The sequence below is a fragment of the Pseudomonas sp. NFACC32-1 genome, assembly GCF_900101215.1.
Taxonomy (GTDB): Bacteria; Pseudomonadota; Gammaproteobacteria; order Pseudomonadales; family Pseudomonadaceae; genus Aquipseudomonas.
The window spans coordinates 301,488-318,877 of sequence record NZ_FMUL01000002.1 but is presented as its reverse complement, the minus strand read 5'-3'; the positions used below and the strand labels follow the sequence as shown (position 1 = coordinate 318,877).

The window sequence follows — 17,390 nt, the reverse complement described above, 5'->3', positions numbered from 1 at the left end:
CTTCGGCGCCTTCCCGGTCTGCAAAAGGATAGTCCCGACCCCATGCACCGTTGGGCCACTATTCGACCAATGCGTTTCAATTTCCTGCTCCGGCGTTCTTCAGCCGCTGGCCTGGACCGGTTCGACCCATGTTTCGTCGATGTTTTGCAGGTCCACCGAGCACACGCTGATCAGGTTGCGCAATTTTTCCGCGATGACCTGGGCACGGTGCCAGCTCAGTCCATCCATCAAGACCTCCATGCTCAGCAGATCATCCTCGCGTTCGACATGGACCTGTTGCGGTGTCAGGCCTTGCAGTGCGAACAGGTTCAGGGCGCGACACAACACATCGGCCTCGGCTTCGGCCAGCAACCGGTACCACGCGCGGCAATGGGCATTGGCGTGGTGCCAGGCGTCGGTACGAGATGGCGCGGCGATGACGGCGTCGAAAGAAGGCATGTTCTATCTCCAGAAAGGCGGGAGAAATATTTACATGCGTGGCGGGGTATTTCTTATCTAATATGGGTGACTTCAGCCATTAAACGAATGATTCAAGTCTCATATATTGGATTTTAAGGTGGATTCATGCACGGCGAGCTGGATGCCTATGATCGCAGGATACTGGCACTGCTGCAGGAGGATGCTTCGCTGTCCAGCGCGCAGATCGCCGAGCAGGTGGGCTTGTCCCAGTCGCCATGCTGGCGCCGGATTCAGCGGATGAAGGAAGAGGGGATCATTCGGGGGCAGGTGACATTGCTCGATCGCAAGAAAATCGGCCTGAATACGCAGATCTTTGCCGAGATAAAGCTCAACGCCCACGGTCGTTCAAATTTTACCGAGTTCACCGAGGCGATTCGCGGCTTCCCCGAGGTGCTGGAGTGCTACGTACTGATGGGCTCGGTGGACTTCCTGCTGCGCATTGTCACGGCGGACATAGAAGCTTACGAGCGATTCTTTTTCGAAAAGCTGTCGCTGGTGCCGGGGATCCAGGAAGTGAACTCCATCGTGGCGCTTTCGGAAATCAAGTCCACGACGAGTTTGCCGGTGGTGCGCTGATTTCCCTGGAGGATGGGCTGGCCCCGTTGCGAGCAAGTTGGTTCCCACAGGGATCTTCGGCGAACGCAAATCGGCGAAGATCGGCCGTGGAGGCGAGCTTGCTCGCGATGGCGATGTGAAAGGCGCCGCAGTTACCCAGGTTATAGCCGCAACAGCGTTTTCCAGGCCCGGTTCTGGTAGACCGCGATGGCCTGCTGCTTGCGCGCATCGAGGGCTTGATCGGTGATCGGTTCGTTGGCCAGTTGCGCCAGTTTGTTCAACTCGCCATAGAGACGGTCCATTTCCGGAATGTCCAGTACCTGGCGGGCGTGGTGCAGCCAGACCTGGATGCGCTCGATGCGCGGCAATTGCTCGGCCAGGTCTTCCGGCTGCTGCTGGTAGCGTTGCAGTTGCAGCGACGTCGACTCCTCACCCAACAGGCGTGGCAGCCAACTGCTCAGTTGCGCCGCCCCCTGGCGGTTGCCACGGGTGTTGCGCTCGGCGGCCCAGCTGCGGGCCAGCAGCCAGCGCGAGGCCTTGAGGGAGAACAGGCCCCAGCGTGGATCCTGGAGTTCCTCGAGGAACTGCTCTGGCGCTGCCTTGCGCACGTCTTCGTCGTCCAGGCCTGCCTGGACCAACGGGCGCCAGTCTTCGAGCAAGGCATCCAGGGCGACGCGCAGGTCATGGGTCGACTGGCGTGGCGCGGCCTGGCCGAGGCTGCTGAGCAAGGCACGCAGTTCGGCGAGGTTTTCCACCCAGTCCTGCAGCAGGCGCCAGTGACCATTGAAGCGGTACTGCTCGGCCAGACGCTGGCTGCTGCCCAGCAAATGCCAGCCCAGCGCGGCGAAGGCGTCGTCCAGGGGCATTTCGGCGGTCAGTTGTGGCGCCGGCAGGCTCAGGGCGTAGCTGTTCGCATCATGCAGGCGATAGCCGCGCTCGGCCTTGCTGATGTCGCACGGCATCAGGGGCAGGGTTTCGGCCAGTTCGGCGGCCAGTTCCAGCAGCGCGGCGGGTTCGCCTTCACGCAGTTCCAGCTCCAGTTCGCAGATTTCTTCCTTCTGCTTGCCGACCACGACATGGCCCAGGTCCAGCGCGGCTTCGATGACCACCTTGCCTTTGCCGCGACCCCAGGCGATTTCGGCGCGTTCACGTACGAAATCGGTGGTGAAGATGGCCTTGAGGGTCTTCTTGTCCAGTTCGGCCAGGGCCTCGGGCCAGCATTCGCCATCGAGTTTCTTCAGATCGAGCTTGGCCTTGGGCAGGTGCCAATCGTACTCGTTGCGCTCGGACAGACCGGCGACGCTCTGGCCACGGGTCTTGAGGGTCTGGATTACCTCTTCGCCGTCGCGACGCAGGCGCAGGGCCACCTTGGCTCGCGCCAGGTCGCGCTCGGGGGTGTCGAAATACTGATTCATCAGTTCGCGGCGTTCCCAGCCGCTCTTGTTGCGTTTTTTCAGCAGCGGATGCTCGCGCAGGGCTGCCAGGGTCTCGCGGCTGACGCGGAGTTTGATTTCGGTTTCTTTCTGCATGGCCGGAAAATCCAGGAATCGGGTGCGCAGCCGGGAAGGTATGGCTGCCAAGGTCGTGCAGTGTACAGGAGTCATTGGTCCTACGTGCCGCGACGGTTTCTTCCTGGCGCCGGATGGTTCTATGATGAAAGTCAATTTGCATGCCCGGAGCCAGCGATGCCTTTGCCGTCCATGAAAGATCAGTTCGCTGCCCTGATCGCCGCCCCCTCGGTCAGCTGTACCCAGCCCGGGCTGGACCAGTCCAACGCTGCGGTGATCGAACTGCTGGCGGATTGGCTCGGCGACCTGGGCTTCAGCTGCGACATCCAGCAGGTCAGCCCCGGCAAGTTCAACCTGCTGGCAAGTTTCGGCAGTGGCCCCGGTGGGCTGGTATTGGCCGGACATAGCGACACGGTACCGTTCGACGAAGCGTTGTGGCAGACCGACCCGCTCAAGCTCACCGAAGTCGATGGCCGTTGGGTCGGGCTGGGCAGTTGCGACATGAAGGGCTTTTTCGCCCTGGTGATCGAAGCGGTCAAGCCGCTGCTGGACCAGCCGTTCAAGCAGCCGTTGCTGATTCTCGCCACATGCGACGAAGAAAGCTCCATGGCCGGCGCCCGGGCCCTGGCCGAAGCCGGTCGCCCACTGGGGCGGGCAGCGGTGATTGGTGAGCCGACCGGCCTCAAGCCGATTCGCCTGCACAAAGGGGTGATGATGGAGCGCATCGATATTCTTGGCCGCAGCGGCCATTCCTCCGACCCGAGCCTGGGCCACAGCGCCCTCGAAGCCATGCACGACGCCATGGGGGAACTGCGTGGCCTGCGCCTGCGATGGCAACGAGAGTTTCGTAACCCGCAATTCACGGTGCCACAGCCGACCCTGAATTTCGGCTGCATCCATGGTGGCGACAACCCCAACCGGATCTGTGGCCAGTGCTCCATGGAGTTCGACCTGCGACCCTTGCCGGGCATGGACCCACAGAGCCTGAGGGCGGCTATCCGGCAGAAGCTCGACCCCATCGCCGAACGGCACAAGGTCAGGATCGACTACGCCCCGCTGTTTCCCGAGGTCCCCCCTTTCGAGCAGGCCGAGGATGCGGAACTGGTGCGGGTGGCAGAACGGCTCACCGGCCATCGTGCCGAAGCAGTGGCGTTCGGCACCGAAGCGCCTTATCTTCAGCGCCTCGGTTGCGAAACCCTGGTCCTGGGCCCCGGCGATATCGCCTGTGCCCATCAACCCGGCGAATACCTTGAAATGTCACGCCTGCAACCTACCGTACACGTGTTGCGACAGTTGATCGGGCATTACTGCCTGTCACCTGCCGCGGCCGGTTAAATTGCCCCTGTCCGGGCCCGTATTCATGAGGAGAGCGCGCGTGTCGCCAAGCCTGTTCCGACGATAACCACCAGCCTGCTGTGCGTTCTGTTTCGTCCTTTTTTGGCTGTTATTTGTTACAGGTCCAGGTTCATGCCCGAATACGTCAATTGGCTTCGCCACGCTTCGCCGTACATCAATGCCCACCGCGATTGCACCTTCATCGTCATGCTGCCCGGCGACGGTGTGGAACACCCCAACTTCGGCAACATCGTCCATGACCTGGTGCTGCTGCACAGCCTCGGCGTGCGCCTGGTACTGGTGCATGGCTCGCGCCCGCAGATCGAGACTCGCCTCGCCGCCCGCGGCCTGACCCCCCATTACCACCGCGGCATGCGTATCACCGATGCCGCGACTCTCGAGTGCGTGATCGATGCGGTCGGCCAGTTGCGCATCGCCATCGAGGCGCGCCTGTCCATGGACATGGCTTCGTCGCCCATGCAGGGTTCGCGGCTGCGGGTCGCCAGCGGCAACCTGGTCACCGCACGGCCCATCGGCGTGCTGGAGGGGGTCGATTACCACCACACCGGAGAAGTGCGTCGGGTCGACCGCAAGGGCATCAACCGCTTGCTGGACGAGCGCTCCATCGTGTTGCTGTCGCCGTTGGGCTATTCCCCCACCGGGGAGATCTTCAACCTCGCCTGCGAAGATGTCGCCACTCGCGCGGCCATCGACCTGGCCGCCGACAAGTTGCTGCTGTTCGGCTCCGAGCAAGGCTTGATCGGCGAGGACGGCAGACTGGTGCGCGAGTTGCGTCCGCAACAGGTCCCGGCCCATATGCAACGCCTGGGCAGCGACTACCAGGCCGAGCTGCTGGATGCGGCGGCCCAGGCCTGCCGTGGCGGTGTGGCGCGCAGTCATATCGTCAGTTACGCCGAGGACGGTGCGCTGCTGGCCGAACTGTTCACCCGCGACGGCAGCGGCACCCTGGTGGCCCAGGAACAATTCGAAGTGGTGCGTGAAGCGGCCATCGAAGACGTCGGCGGCCTGCTGGAATTGATCAGCCCGCTGGAAGAACAGGGGATCCTGGTGCGTCGCTCTCGTGAGGTGCTGGAACGCGAAATCGAGCAGTTCAGCGTGGTGGAGCGCGAAGGCATGATCATCGCCTGCGCGGCGCTCTACCAGATCGCCGACTCGGATGCCGGGGAACTGGCCTGCCTGGCGGTGAACCCGGAATACCGCCATGGTGGGCGCGGCGACGAACTGCTGGAGCGGATCGAAGCCCGCGCTCGCGCCCAAGGGCTCAAGACGCTGTTCGTACTGACGACCCGGACTGCCCACTGGTTCCGCGAGCGTGGCTTCGAGCCCAGCAGCGTGGAACGCCTGCCGGCGGCACGGGCATCGCTGTACAACTATCAACGCAATTCGAAGATATTCGAAAAAGCCCTGTAGGCCGTTGCTGCCAATCGTCGCGCTGCCGCGTTCTTCTTGATTTCAGACAATGAGCGTCTAGTCTGGAAAGCCTCAAGATCGTGGCATGCGCGAACATCTGTCCTGCGAACCCAAGCCATTCGAAGCTCACAGGTTCAATCCCTGTGCCTGGATTCGGCTGACCTCGCAAAAGCCCGACGAAGCACTATTCAGTTATCCCAAACGTCGCCGATACGCCATGCCATCGGCATGATGACGCTTTGATGGCAATCATATGTCGAAACGAGCTGAAAACTAATGAAACAATTCTTTTTGGATTTATAGAGAATCCATTATTCTTCGGGCCGGTGTCGCGGGGTTAGACCATGGTCGTAGTCCGAAAGGGTTGCGGTTGACTTGCCGGTCACGGTCTGGCGCTAATCGCGCATCCGCGGATTCCGGGCGTGCGACCCGGGACCAAAGACACACAAGAATTAGAAAACGAGAGGAGCGATACATGAAGAAGTCCACCTTGGCCCTGGCTGTGGCCGTTGGGGTATTGGCGCAGCAGGCAGGCGCCGCCGGTTTTATCGAGGACAGCAAGGCGTCCGTCAGTTCTCGTACTCTGTACTTCAATAACGATAACCATGAAACGGGCAGCGAGGACCTGCGCGAAACAGGGACTGGCCTCAAGTTCGACTACAAGTCTGGTTTCACGCAAGGTGTCGTCGGTTTCGGTATCGATGCTCAGGCGCTGGTGGGGATTCGTCTCGATGGGGGACGGGGGCGTAACGCTGGCTCCTATATGCCAAGCGACACCGATGGTTCGGCGGTCCACGAGTGGAGCCGTCTGTCGGGTAACGTGAAGGCGCTCTTCTCCAAGACCGAGGCTCACCTGGGTGGTGCCCTGCAGCCTAACCTGCCGATCCTGGTGGCCAACGACAGCCGTCTGCTGCCACAGACCTTCGAAGGTGGCACCATCACCTCCAAGGAAATCGACAATGTGACCTTCAACGCAGGTCAGCTGGAACATGCCACTGGCCGTGCATCGAGCAACAGCACCGGTCTGGCAGTGGCGGGCGGTACCGAGGACAGCAACCAGTTCCGTTTTGCCGGCGCCGACTGGAAGATCACCAAAGACCTGACCCTGCAGTACTACTACGCCAACCTGCAAGACTATTACAAACAGCACTTCCTGGGCGCCGTACACGTATTCCCGATCAGCGAAGGCCAATCGTTCAAGACTGACCTGCGTTATTTCGACAGCAGCTCCGATGGCCGTAACGGCGATGCTGGCTACCGCTTCAACAACAACGGTGGCTATGCCAAGACGCCGGGCGAGGTCGATAACAAGACCTGGAGCGCCATGTTCACTTACACCCTCGGCGGCAGCGCGTTCCTGTTGGGTCACCAGCAAGTCGGTGATGACGGTGGCTTCGTCTACCTGAACCAGGGCAACGTGGTCGATGGCAACGGTCGTCCTGAAGGGGCTGGTGGTGCGAGCTTCTACCTGTTCACCGACAGCATGATCAACGGGTTTGTCCGTGCCGGTGAAAATACTACCTTCGGTCAGTACTCCTACGACTTCGCTTCCTTGGGCGTTCCAGGCCTGAAAGCCTCGGTCGCCTATCTGCGTGGTGACGATGTCAAATCCGCCACGGGTGGAAGCGACTACTCCGAGTGGGAACGCGACATGCGTGTGGATTACGTAATCCAGCAAGGCGCGTTGAAAGGCTTCGGCACTACCCTGCGCCAGGGTACCTACCGCAGCAGCGGTGCAGGCGACAGTCAGGACCAGACCCGTCTGATCTTCAACTACACTTACAACTTCATGTAAGACGTAGCGCAAAAAAAGCCCCGCCCGACAACATGCCCGGCGGGGCTTTTACGTTTTCGGGTCAGGCCCACCCCTGTAGCCTTTCCCGAAACCTTCTCCTCTTTTCAGCAACTCGAGGCCTTCTCGAACCTCGGGAACGATCTTGGCCCGCTATGCGCCACGGCACCAGTGAACAGTTTTTTATATTCACTAAGGATCTAACCAAATGGGTATTCATTCTTTTTAAAGCAGTGAAAAGCGGTGCACAGTTGGGCTCACAAAAAACCATCAGGAGCCGCACCATGAGCCTCAGACTCGGCGACATCGCCCCCGATTTCGAACAGGATTCCAGCGCCGGCAGGATTCGCTTCCACGAATGGCTTGGCACTAGCTGGGGTGTGCTGTTTTCTCACCCGGCGGATTTCACCCCCGTGTGCACCACCGAACTGGGTTTGACCGCCAAGCTCAAGGATGAATTCGCCAAGCGCGGCGTCAAGGCCATCGCCCTGTCGGTAGACCCGGTGGACTCGCATCACAAATGGATCGAGGACATCAACGAAACTCAGAACGCCATCGTCGATTTTCCCATCCTGGCCGATGCCGACCGCAAGGTCTCCGACCTGTACGACCTTATCCATCCCAATGCCAGCGATACCTTGACCGTGCGTTCGCTGTTCGTGATCGACCCGAACAAGAAGATCCGCCTGACCATCACCTACCCGGCCAGCACCGGGCGCAATTTCAACGAGATCCTGCGGGTGATCGATTCCTTGCAACTGACCGATAACTACAAGGTCGCTACCCCGGCCAACTGGCAGGACGGCGATGAAGTGGTGATCGTGCCGTCGCTCAAGGACGAGGAGGAGCTCAAGCAACGCTTCCCCAAGGGCTATCGCGCGGTAAAGCCTTACCTGCGCCTGACACCGCAGCCCAACAGGTAGTCATTCAACGATCGTTCCCACGCTCCGCGTGGCAGCCAAGGACAGTCCGGCAGCCGAACGCGGAGCGTCCGTTGAGGCGCTTGCGCGCAGCGCGTGGGAATGATCAAGGCTTGTGTACCAAGGGTTTTGGCCGTTCCGACGGCCTTTTTTTATGGCCTGGAAAAAACAATCTTATATTTCTTTATCGAATAACCAAATGAATAAATATGATTTAAAGATATAAAAATCCGCTGTTATGGTGGGGGCCTAAACGCGAGATCGCCCATCGCGAATCGCACAGGACGTTTAAGGATGTTGGCATGTTTGTCGTCTCACTCGGTGGCAGTCCCAGTCAGCGTTCCCGTTCCGGGGTATTGCTGGAGCGGTCGCAGCGCTGGTTGCAGCAGCAAGGTGTGGAAGTGGTGAGCTATCAGGTGCGTGATTTCCCCGCCGAAGACCTGCTCCATGCCCGTTTCGACAGTCCCAAGGTGGTCGACCTGCTCCAGCGAATCGAAAACGCCGACGGTTTGTTGATTGCCACGCCGGTGTACAAGGCTTCCTTTTCCGGCGCGTTGAAAACCGTGCTGGACTTGCTTCCCGAACGTGCCTTGAGCCACAAGGTGGTATTGCCCATGGCCACGGGCGGCAGCATTGCCCACATGTTGGCCGTGGACTACGCCCTCAAGCCCGTGCTTTCGGCGCTCAAGGCCCAGGAAATGCTCCAGGGCATCTTTGCCGAAGACAGTCAGATCGCCTACGGCGAAGGCTCTGCCCAGGCCCAGCTGACGCCCGCCTTGCAGCAGCGCCTGGACGAAGCGCTCGAGCAGTTTCTCAGCGCCATGGCTCGTCGACCCAAGCCGCTGGATCCAGGCCTGTTGAACGAACGTTTGTTGAGTGCTCGCTGGAGCATTTGAACCCGATACACCCTGATTCACTTCACCTTACTCAGCCGCCAACGGCCAAGCAGGTGCAGCCAAAACCCCATAGCAAAAAAGGAGAGGCGCCATGCGCTCTGTCATTTTGCGTCGCGGGCTGGTCGCTCTGTTTGCTGCGGCTGTGTCCTTCGGCGCCATCACCCAGGCCCAAGCCGAGACCCTGCGGATCGGTTATCAGAAGTACGGCACGCTGGTGCTGCTCAAGGCCAAGGGCTCGCTGGAAAAACGTCTCGCCGCCCAAGGCGTGGACGTGCAGTGGACCGAGTTTCCCGGTGGCCCGCAGTTGCTCGAAGGCCTGAACGTCGGCTCCATCGATTTCGGCGTCACGGGGGAAACCCCACCGGTGTTCGCCCAGGCGGCGGGTGCCGATCTGCTCTATGTCGCCTATGAACCGCCAGCGCCCGGCAGCGAGGCGATCCTGGTGCCCAAGGGCTCGCCCATCCAGTCGGTGCAGGACCTCAAGGGCAAGAAGGTCGCCCTGAACAAGGGCTCCAACGTGCATTACCTGCTGGTGCGCGCGCTGGAGGACGCTGGCCTCAAGTATTCCGACATCCAGACCGTGTTCCTGCCCCCGGCTGACGCCCGCGCGGCGTTCGAACGTGGCAGTGTCGATGCCTGGGTGATCTGGGACCCTTACCAGGCCGCCGCCGAACAACAGTTGCAGGCCCGGACCCTGCGTGACGGCAAGGGCATCGTCGACAATCATCAGTTCTATCTCGCCACCCGACCCTACGCGCAAAAGCATCCCCAGGTCATCACGACCCTGGTGGAAGAAGTGCGCGCCGTGGGCGAATGGTCCAGGGCCAATCCTGAGGACGTGACACGACAGGTATCGCCACTGCTTGGCCTGCCCGCCGACATCACCCTGACGTCGGTGAAGCGCCAGGGCTACGGAGCGCTGTTCCTCACACCGCAAGTGATCGCGGCGCAACAGAAGATCGCCGACAGCTTCTATCAGCTCAAGTTGATACCCAAGCCGCTGAGCATCAAGGACGTGATCTGGACGCCACCGGCGGCCGTTGCGAACGCGCAGTAAATTCGACCCCCAGGGAGACCACTCCATGAGCCTCAATATTTTCTGGTTCCTGCCTACCCACGGCGACGGCCATTACCTTGGCACCGCCGAAGGCGCTCGCGCCGTCGATCACGGTTACCTGCAGCAGATTGCCCAGGCGGCGGATCGGCTGGGGTTCGGTGGGGTGCTGATCCCCACCGGGCGCTCCTGCGAAGATTCCTGGTTGGTGGCCGCTTCGCTGATTCCCGTGACCCAGCGCCTGAAATTCCTCGTGGCGCTGCGCCCAGGGATCATTTCCCCGACGGTGGCGGCGCGTCAGGCCGCGACCCTGGATCGCTTGTCTGGGGGGAGGGCGCTGTTCAACCTGGTAACCGGGGGCGACCCGGACGAACTGGCCGGCGACGGCCTGTTCCTGGACCACGAGGCACGCTACCAGGCGTCGGTGGAGTTCACCCGTATCTGGCGCCGCGTGCTGGAAGGCGAGACGGTGGACTACGACGGCGAGCACATCAGCGTGAAGGGTGCCAAGCTGCTTTATCCGCCGATCCAGCAACCACGCCCGCCGCTGTATTTCGGCGGCTCCTCGGAAGCCGCCCAGGACCTGGCCGCCGAGCAGGTGGACATGGTGCTGACGTGGGGCGAGCCGCCAGCGGCCGTGGCGGAAAAGATCGAACAGGTCCGGGTCAAGGCGGCCAGGCTCGGGCGCACGGTGCGCTTCGGCATTCGCCTGCATGTGATCGTGCGAGAAACCAATGCCGAAGCCTGGCAGGCGGCCGACCGACTGATCTCCCATCTGGACGACGACACCATCGCCCGTGCCCAGGCCTCCCTGGCGCGCTTCGATTCGGTGGGCCAGCAACGCATGGCTGCGCTGCACGGTGGACGGCGCGACAAATTGGAGGTCAGCCCGAATCTATGGGCCGGTGTCGGCCTGGTTCGGGGCGGAGCCGGGACGGCACTGGTGGGCGATGGCCCGACCGTCGCTGCGCGGGTCAAGGAATACGCCGAGTTGGGGATCGACACCTTTATCTTCTCCGGCTACCCGCATCTGGAAGAGTCCTACCGCGTGGCGGAGTTGCTTTTCCCTCATCTGGATGTGGAGCGTGCGCCGTTGCCGCAGAGCCAGGGGTACGTAAGCCCGTTCGGTGAGATGGTCGCCAACGATATCCTGCCTAAAGCCGCTTCCCAGAGTTGAGGCGGCCATGAAGAAACTTATCCACAACCTGGCGCCGTGGGCGGTGCCGCTGTTGTTGCTGGTGGTGTGGCAGCTGTCGGTATCGGCGGGCTGGTTATCCACGCGGATCCTGCCGGCCCCGGTGGCAGTGATCGAAGCCGGAGCGCAGTTGGTGCGCAGCGGCGAAATCTGGACTCACCTGGCAATCAGTGGCTGGCGAGCGGCGCTGGGTTTCCTGATCGGTGGCGGCATCGGCCTGGCCCTGGGTTTCATCACCGGCCTGTCGAAATGGGGCGAGCGCCTGCTGGACAGCTCGGTGCAGATGCTGCGAAACGTGCCCCACCTGGCGTTGATTCCCCTGGTGATCCTGTGGTTCGGCATCGATGAGTCGGCGAAGATTTTCCTGGTGGCGCTGGGCACGCTATTTCCGATCTACCTCAATACTTACCACGGGATCCGCAACGTCGATCCGGCGTTGGTGGAGATGTCCCGCAGCTACGGGGTGTCCGGGTTCAGCCTGTTTCGGCAGGTGATCCTGCCGGGTGCATTGCCCTCTATCCTGGTGGGCGTGCGCTTCGCGCTGGGCTTCATGTGGCTGACACTGATCGTGGCGGAAACCATTTCCGCCAACGCCGGCATCGGTTACCTGGCCATGAATGCCCGGGAGTTCCTGCAAACCGATGTGGTGGTGCTGGCGATCCTTTTGTACGCCGTGCTCGGCAAGCTGGCCGACCTGGCGGCTCGTGGGCTTGAACGGGTCTGGTTGCGCTGGCATCCGGCCTATCAGGCACGCAGCGCAGGTGCCGCATGAGCGCTCAACAACCTCCACGCCTGTTGCGCGGCATTCCTCTGGTCGTGCGCCAATTGCAGAAGACCTTCGGTTCGCGACAGGTACTGCAAGACCTCGACCTGCACATCCCGGCCGGGCAGTTCGTGGCGGTAGTGGGGCGCAGCGGTTGCGGAAAAAGCACCTTGCTGCGCCTGCTGGCCGGCCTCGATCAGCCTTCGGACGGTCAGTTGCTGGCCGGTTCGGCGCCGTTGAGCGCGGCGCAACAGGACACGCGCCTGATGTTCCAGGAGGCGCGATTGCTGCCCTGGAAAAGAGTCATCGACAACGTCGGCCTGGGCTTGAAAGGCCACTGGCGAGCCCAGGCGCTACAGGCCTTGGAAGCCGTCGGTCTGGCCGACCGGGCGCAGGAGTGGCCGGCGGCGCTGTCCGGCGGGCAGAAACAACGGGTGGCCTTGGCCCGGGCGCTGATTCATCAACCGCGCCTGTTACTGCTCGACGAACCCCTGGGAGCGCTCGATGCCCTGACCCGCATCGAGATGCAACAACTGATCGAGCGTCTGTGGCAGCAACATGGTTTCACCGTGTTGCTGGTCACCCATGACGTCAGCGAAGCCGTGGCCGTCGCCGACCGGGTGATCCTGATAGAAGACGGTCGAATTGGCCTCGACCTGCCCGTCGACCTGCCACGACCACGGGCCCGCGGCTCCCATCGTCTGGCAGCCCTGGAAGCCCAGGTGCTCAATCGTGTGCTGTCCTTGCCCGGCCAACCGCCGGAACCCGAACCTGTTTCACCCTTGCCCACGCAATTGCGTTGGGCTCAATAGCCTCATCCAGAAGGAATCGACACTATGACTATCAAAGCCATCAACGTACGTAACCAGTTCAAAGGCGTCATCAAGGAAATCGTGGAGGGCGACGTACTGTCGGAAATCGACGTACAGACCGCTTCCGGCATCGTCACGTCGGTGATCACTACGCGCTCGGTGAGGGAGTTGGAGCTGGCCATCGGCAGCGAAGTGATCGCCTTCGTCAAATCCACCGAGGTGTCTATCGCCAAGTTGTGAGCGATGCCTTGCCCGCAGCCCCGGACGGCGAGAGCCCTTCGGGGCTTTTCAGTTATTGGACGTGCTGAGTCACTGCGCACACTTTGGCTTGACGCTTGAGCAGGCGACCGATGCCGTGGATGAAGTGATCAACTGGGAAACTGAGCTCGGCGAGCACTCCGCAAGCCTTTTGAGAGGTGTCGAGTCCACCATGGGGGCCCATCGGGCACATCAGGCGACTTCACGCTTGGGCAAATAGGGTGGCAGGTACAATCCCAGGTACGCATCGAACACCCGCATGCCTTCCTCGGCCATGCGAGGGGTGATCTGGCCGTGCAACTGCACCGAGCGGGCATAGACGCGGTCGCCCAATTCCATGGCGAGGGCGAATACGTCGACATCACCAGGCAGCGCCGGCAGTTCGAAGTGGCGGGCGAAGAGTTTGTGCATCAGGTCGCTCAGTTCCAGGTCGTGCTGGCGGTCGGCCTGGGTGACTTCGGTCAGCCCGTGCTGGGCCAGGATCAATTGGCGAGCGGCGGCATCCTGGCCATAGATCGTCAACATGCGCTGCTCCACCAGTCGTGACAATTCGCGCCAATGATTCAGCGAACCGTGATCGATCGGCGCTAGCAGGCAGGCGCGGAAGGCGGCATGGACGTCCGCGGTCAATGCTTCGAGCAGGGCCGGAACGCTGGCAAAGAAGTGATACACGGAAGAGGGCGGAATGCCCGCGCGCTCGGCGACGCTGTAGATCGAAAGGCTGGCCACGCCTTCGGCCGCCAGCAGCGTGCGGGCGGCATCGAGGATCGAATCGATCCGGGCCTGGCTGCGTGCGCGGGGTTTGCGAGGGGTGGCAATGCGCGTCATGGGACTCTCCTGCGGGGCTGCCGGGCATTGTACGAGCAGGGATTTGTATTGTCTGCCAGGCCGTCATCGCGAGCAGGCCCGCTCCCACATGGATCTTCGTCGGGCTCAAGAATGGGGGGGCGTTCAAATATCCTGTGGGAGCGAGCCTGCTCGCGATAGGCATAAAAAAACGCCGCAGCCTCGAAGGCCTGCGGCGTTATTCGTTGCAGCAACCGCTTAAACGGTATGCAGGTACCAGTTGTACTCGAGGTCGGAGATGGAATGTTCGAACTCTTCCAGCTCACTCTCCTTGCAGGCCACGAAGATATCGATGTATTTCGGGTCGATGTACTTGGCCATGACTTCGCTGTCGTCCAGTTCCCGCAGGGCATCGCGCAGGTTGTTCGGCAGGCTCTGTTCGTTCTGCTCGTAACTGTTGCCTTCCACCGGCGCACCGGGCTCGATCTTGTTGACCAGGCCGTGGTGCACTCCCGCCAGCACGGAGGCCATCAGCAGGTACGGGTTGGCATCGGCGCCGGCGACGCGGTGTTCCAGGCGCACGGCATCGGCCGAACCGGTGGGGACGCGCAGGGCCACGGTGCGGTTGTCCAGGCCCCAGGTCGGCGAGTTCGGCACGTAGAACTGTGCGCCGAAACGGCGATAGGAGTTGACGTTGGGGCAGAGGAAAGCCATCTGCGCGGGCAGGGTCTCGAGCACACCGCCGATCGCGTGACGCAGCGCGGCGTTCTGCTCGGGATCCTCGCTGGCAAAGATATTCTTGCCATCTTTGTCCAGGATCGAGATGTGAACATGCAGGCCGTTGCCTGCCTGGCCCGGATAGGGCTTGGCCATGAAGGTGGTGTCCATTTCATGGTCGTAGGCGATGTTCTTGATCAGGCGCTTGAGCAGGACGGCGTAGTCGCAGGCCTTCATCGGGTCGGCCACGTGGTGCAGGTTCACTTCGAACTGCGCCGGGGCACTTTCCTTGACGATGGCGTCGGCGGGAATGCCTTGCTCCTTGGCACCTTCCAGGATGTCCTGGAGGCAGTCGACGTATTCGTCGAGGTCGTCGATCAGGTAGACCTGGGTCGAATGCGGGCGTTTGCCGGAAATGGGCGAGCGGGGCGGCTGTGGACGGCCATTCACGTTCTCCTGGTCGATCAGGTAGAACTCCAGCTCGAACGCTGCGCAGATGGTCAGGCCCAGTTCATCGAACTTGGTCACGACCTGGCGCAGGACTTCGCGAGGGTCGGCGAAGAAAGGCTCGCCTTCGAGCTCGTGCATGGTCATCAGCAGCTGCGCGGTAGGGCGCTTCTGCCAGGGTTCGTTGGAGAGGGTGCCAGGGATTGGATAGCAGATGCGGTCGGCATCGCCGATGTCCAGGCCCAGGCCGGTGCTTTCCACCGTCGAACCATTGATATCCAGGGCAAACAGGGAGGCCGGCAGGTTGATGCCTTTCTCGTAAACCTTGTGGAGGCTGGTGCGTTCGATGCGCTTGCCGCGCACCACACCATTCATATCCGCAATCAGAAGGTCAACGTACAGAACCTCAGGATGTTCCTTAAGGAACGCGTTCGCTTCGTTAAGCTGAACGGCACGCGGGGGTACCGACATGATGCAACACCTTTGTTGTTAAAAATATCAATCATTGATCTCTTTGAAACCCAGTCAACCCGAACGGCATGCCGAAGTCAAGCAGGGCCTTTTTTGCCCTAAAAAAGCACTTGAGGGGCTTTTTTGGAGCCGTTTGGGGCGTTTTTTCCCCTTCAAGGGGCTTGGCGCCCGCAGGCTTGAGCGGGCCGTGTTGTATTTTTTACGGGGGTGTTGTGTAAAAAAATGAACAAGGCTAAGCTCGATTCAAACCCATAACAGCAATAATACCGGGGTGCTTCATGTCTCGCCTGCCGTACCAACGGCGTCACCACCTGTCCCAGCAGATCGGTTGGCATGCTCGTCGCATCAGTGGCGAAGCGTGTCCCCAGGCCATGACGACGGCCACCGAGCGCCTGCCCATGTCGACTTCATCCCTGGTGCGTCAGCCGTCATCTTCGTCCAATATTCTGGACGCTCTGGACGAAACTCTCTTTAGCAGCTCTCCTTTCAATGTAGAACCTTTTCCCGGGCATTTGTCGGGCAGGGGCAACACAACGCGACGCCGATGCGTCAAACAACCCCTGGCTAGCCTTGGCAGCCAGGAAAATCACGCCTAGAGGCATTTATGAGTAACAACCTCGACCAGCTCACCGATTGGTTGAAAGACCATAAGATCACAGAAGTCGAATGCATGATTGGCGACCTGACCGGTATCACCCGGGGCAAGATTTCGCCGACCAACAAGTTCATTGCCGAAAAAGGCATGCGCCTGCCCGAGAGCGTTCTGCTCCAGACCGTTACGGGCGACTATGTCGAAGACGACATCTATTACGAACTGCTGGATCCGGCCGACATCGACATGGTGTGCCGTCCGGACGAAAACGCTGTATTCCTGGTGCCCTGGGCCATCGAGCCCACCGCCCAGGTGATCCACGACGCCTATGACAAGCAGGGCAACCCCATCGAGCTGTCGCCGCGCAACGTGCTGAAAAAGGTGCTCAAGCTCTACGCCGACAAGGGATGGCAGCCCATCGTCGCACCGGAAATGGAGTTCTACCTGACCAAGCGCAGCGACGACCCGGACTTCCCGTTGCAGCCGCCCATCGGTCGCTCAGGCCGCCCGGAAACCGGTCGCCAGTCTTTCTCCATTGAAGCGGCCAACGAATTCGACCCACTGTTCGAAGATGTCTACGACTGGTGCGAGTTGCAGGAGCTGGACCTCGACACCCTGATCCATGAGGACGGCACGGCGCAGATGGAAATCAATTTCCGTCATGGCGATGCCTTGTCCCTGGCCGACCAGATCCTGGTGTTCAAGCGCACCATGCGTGAAGCCGCGCTCAAGCACGATGTGGCCGCGACCTTCATGGCCAAGCCCATGACCGGCGAACCGGGCAGTGCGATGCACCTGCACCAGAGCATCATCGACAAGGAAACCGGCAAGAACGTCTTCTCCAATGAAGACGGGACGATGAGCGAGCTGTTCCTGCACCACATCGGCGGGCTGCAGAAGCTGATCCCCGAGCTGTTGCCGCTGTTCGCGCCCAACGTCAACTCGTTCCGCCGCTTCCTGCCGGATACCTCGGCGCCGGTGAACGTCGAATGGGGCGAGGAGAACCGTACCGTCGGCCTGCGGGTGCCGGATGCCGGGCCGCAGAACCGTCGGGTGGAAAACCGCCTGCCGGGTGCCGACGCCAACCCGTACCTGGCCATCGCCGCCAGCCTGCTGTGTGGCTTCATCGGCATGGTCGAAGGCCTCAAGCCGAGCGCACCGGTGGTGGGCCGTGGTTATGAGCGCCGCAACCTGCGCCTGCCGCTGACCATCGAGGACGCCCTCGAGCGCATGGAAAACAGCACCACCATCGAGAAGTACCTGGGTAAGAAATTCATCACAGGCTACGTCGCGGTCAAGCGGGCCGAGCATGAAAACTTCAAGCGCGTCATCAGTTCGTGGGAGCGGGAATTCCTGCTCTTTGCCGTCTGATGCGCCGGGCGGGGCGGTCCAGGCCGCT

The 17,390-nt window shown here is 61.3% G+C and carries 16 protein-coding genes; 12 read left to right on the top strand and 4 right to left on the bottom strand.

The genetic code is table 11. The annotated features are described in order from the left end of the window. Nucleotides 1-99 precede the first annotated feature (99 nt). Nucleotides 100-438, bottom strand: a complete 339-nt coding sequence (locus tag BLP99_RS05320) for a hypothetical protein (protein WP_072458554.1) — start codon at nt 436-438, stop codon at nt 100-102. A 126-nt stretch (nt 439-564) separates the two neighbouring features. Here BLP99_RS05320 and BLP99_RS05315 point away from each other — a divergent pair, with 126 nt between their 5' ends. Continuing rightward, entirely contained in the window at nt 565-1,035 is a 471-nt protein-coding gene (locus BLP99_RS05315) for an Lrp/AsnC family transcriptional regulator (protein ID WP_072430920.1), read from the top strand. Nucleotides 1,036-1,175: 140 nt separating this feature from the next. Here the strand turns inward: BLP99_RS05315 and BLP99_RS05310 are convergent, their stop codons facing one another. Further along, entirely contained in the window at nt 1,176-2,543 is a 1,368-nt protein-coding gene (locus tag BLP99_RS05310; RefSeq protein WP_072390413.1) for a CYTH domain-containing protein, read from the bottom strand. A 156-nt stretch (nt 2,544-2,699) separates the two neighbouring features. Between BLP99_RS05310 and argE the strand changes: the two genes are divergently transcribed. The 10 genes from argE (at nt 2,700) to BLP99_RS05260 (ending at nt 12,960) form a co-directional block, all read left to right on the top strand. Next, nucleotides 2,700-3,857, top strand: coding sequence for an acetylornithine deacetylase (argE, locus tag BLP99_RS05305; RefSeq protein ID WP_072390410.1), 1,158 nt, complete (start codon nt 2,700-2,702; stop codon nt 3,855-3,857). A 132-nt stretch (nt 3,858-3,989) separates the two neighbouring features. Further along, nucleotides 3,990-5,288 carry an amino-acid N-acetyltransferase gene (argA, locus tag BLP99_RS05300; protein WP_072390407.1) on the top strand — a complete coding sequence of 433 codons (1,299 nt, stop codon included), beginning with the start codon at nt 3,990-3,992 and terminating at the stop codon, nt 5,286-5,288. Between the two features lie 475 nt (nt 5,289-5,763). Next, the gene (locus tag BLP99_RS05295; protein WP_092179878.1) at nt 5,764-7,083 is read left to right on the top strand and encodes an OprD family porin; all 1,320 of its coding nucleotides are present in this window, start codon (nt 5,764-5,766) and stop codon (nt 7,081-7,083) included. Between the two features lie 281 nt (nt 7,084-7,364). Further along, on the top strand, nt 7,365-8,003 hold the full coding sequence (locus BLP99_RS05290; protein ID WP_072390401.1) for a peroxiredoxin: 639 nt from the start codon (nt 7,365-7,367) through the stop codon (nt 8,001-8,003). 299 nt (nt 8,004-8,302) lie between these two features. Next, a complete protein-coding gene (ssuE, locus tag BLP99_RS05285) occupies nt 8,303-8,896 on the top strand; it encodes an NADPH-dependent FMN reductase (protein ID WP_072458555.1) in 594 nt (197 codons plus the stop codon). Nucleotides 8,897-8,987: 91 nt separating this feature from the next. Further along, nucleotides 8,988-9,953: a sulfonate ABC transporter substrate-binding protein gene (locus tag BLP99_RS05280; RefSeq protein ID WP_072390396.1), complete on the top strand. Its 966-nt coding sequence runs from the start codon at nt 8,988-8,990 to the stop codon at nt 9,951-9,953. 25 nt (nt 9,954-9,978) lie between these two features. Then, nucleotides 9,979-11,127 carry an FMNH2-dependent alkanesulfonate monooxygenase gene (gene ssuD / locus BLP99_RS05275; RefSeq protein WP_072458556.1) on the top strand — a complete coding sequence of 383 codons (1,149 nt, stop codon included), beginning with the start codon at nt 9,979-9,981 and terminating at the stop codon, nt 11,125-11,127. A 7-nt stretch (nt 11,128-11,134) separates the two neighbouring features. Further along, nucleotides 11,135-11,917, top strand: a complete 783-nt coding sequence (gene ssuC, locus BLP99_RS05270) for an aliphatic sulfonate ABC transporter permease SsuC (protein WP_072390390.1) — start codon at nt 11,135-11,137, stop codon at nt 11,915-11,917. Next, on the top strand, nt 11,914-12,720 hold the full coding sequence (gene ssuB / locus BLP99_RS05265) for an aliphatic sulfonates ABC transporter ATP-binding protein (RefSeq protein WP_072390388.1): 807 nt from the start codon (nt 11,914-11,916) through the stop codon (nt 12,718-12,720). The genes ssuC and ssuB overlap by 4 nt, the downstream gene beginning before the upstream one ends. A gap of 24 nt (nt 12,721-12,744) precedes the next feature. Then, nucleotides 12,745-12,960: a TOBE domain-containing protein gene (locus BLP99_RS05260; RefSeq protein WP_072390386.1), complete on the top strand. Its 216-nt coding sequence runs from the start codon at nt 12,745-12,747 to the stop codon at nt 12,958-12,960. Nucleotides 12,961-13,170: 210 nt separating this feature from the next. Here BLP99_RS05260 and BLP99_RS05255 read toward each other — a convergent pair whose 3' ends face one another. Continuing rightward, nucleotides 13,171-13,806, bottom strand: coding sequence for a TetR/AcrR family transcriptional regulator (locus BLP99_RS05255; protein WP_072390384.1), 636 nt, complete (start codon nt 13,804-13,806; stop codon nt 13,171-13,173). A gap of 216 nt (nt 13,807-14,022) precedes the next feature. Continuing rightward, entirely contained in the window at nt 14,023-15,399 is a 1,377-nt protein-coding gene (locus BLP99_RS05250) for a glutamine synthetase family protein (protein ID WP_072390381.1), read from the bottom strand. 604 nt (nt 15,400-16,003) lie between these two features. Between BLP99_RS05250 and BLP99_RS05245 the strand changes: the two genes are divergently transcribed. After that, nucleotides 16,004-17,362 carry a glutamine synthetase family protein gene (locus BLP99_RS05245; protein WP_072390379.1) on the top strand — a complete coding sequence of 453 codons (1,359 nt, stop codon included), beginning with the start codon at nt 16,004-16,006 and terminating at the stop codon, nt 17,360-17,362. The last annotated feature ends 28 nt before the right edge of the window (nt 17,363-17,390 follow it).

What these genes read in the sequence shown, in the direction of transcription:
- BLP99_RS05320 (WP_072458554.1), bottom strand. Translation starts at nt 438, where the DNA reads ATGCCTTCTTTCGACGCCGTCATCGCCGCGCCATCTCGTACCGACGCC.
- BLP99_RS05315 (WP_072430920.1), top strand. Translation starts at nt 565, where the DNA reads ATGCACGGCGAGCTGGATGCCTATGATCGCAGGATACTGGCACTGCTG.
- BLP99_RS05310 (WP_072390413.1), bottom strand. Translation starts at nt 2,543, where the DNA reads ATGCAGAAAGAAACCGAAATCAAACTCCGCGTCAGCCGCGAGACCCTG.
- argE (WP_072390410.1), top strand. Translation starts at nt 2,700, where the DNA reads ATGCCTTTGCCGTCCATGAAAGATCAGTTCGCTGCCCTGATCGCCGCC.
- argA (WP_072390407.1), top strand. Translation starts at nt 3,990, where the DNA reads ATGCCCGAATACGTCAATTGGCTTCGCCACGCTTCGCCGTACATCAAT.
- BLP99_RS05295 (WP_092179878.1), top strand. Translation starts at nt 5,764, where the DNA reads ATGAAGAAGTCCACCTTGGCCCTGGCTGTGGCCGTTGGGGTATTGGCG.
- BLP99_RS05290 (WP_072390401.1), top strand. Translation starts at nt 7,365, where the DNA reads ATGAGCCTCAGACTCGGCGACATCGCCCCCGATTTCGAACAGGATTCC.
- ssuE (WP_072458555.1), top strand. Translation starts at nt 8,303, where the DNA reads ATGTTTGTCGTCTCACTCGGTGGCAGTCCCAGTCAGCGTTCCCGTTCC.
- BLP99_RS05280 (WP_072390396.1), top strand. Translation starts at nt 8,988, where the DNA reads ATGCGCTCTGTCATTTTGCGTCGCGGGCTGGTCGCTCTGTTTGCTGCG.
- ssuD (WP_072458556.1), top strand. Translation starts at nt 9,979, where the DNA reads ATGAGCCTCAATATTTTCTGGTTCCTGCCTACCCACGGCGACGGCCAT.
- ssuC (WP_072390390.1), top strand. Translation starts at nt 11,135, where the DNA reads ATGAAGAAACTTATCCACAACCTGGCGCCGTGGGCGGTGCCGCTGTTG.
- ssuB (WP_072390388.1), top strand. Translation starts at nt 11,914, where the DNA reads ATGAGCGCTCAACAACCTCCACGCCTGTTGCGCGGCATTCCTCTGGTC.
- BLP99_RS05260 (WP_072390386.1), top strand. Translation starts at nt 12,745, where the DNA reads ATGACTATCAAAGCCATCAACGTACGTAACCAGTTCAAAGGCGTCATC.
- BLP99_RS05255 (WP_072390384.1), bottom strand. Translation starts at nt 13,806, where the DNA reads ATGACGCGCATTGCCACCCCTCGCAAACCCCGCGCACGCAGCCAGGCC.
- BLP99_RS05250 (WP_072390381.1), bottom strand. Translation starts at nt 15,399, where the DNA reads ATGTCGGTACCCCCGCGTGCCGTTCAGCTTAACGAAGCGAACGCGTTC.
- BLP99_RS05245 (WP_072390379.1), top strand. Translation starts at nt 16,004, where the DNA reads ATGAGTAACAACCTCGACCAGCTCACCGATTGGTTGAAAGACCATAAG.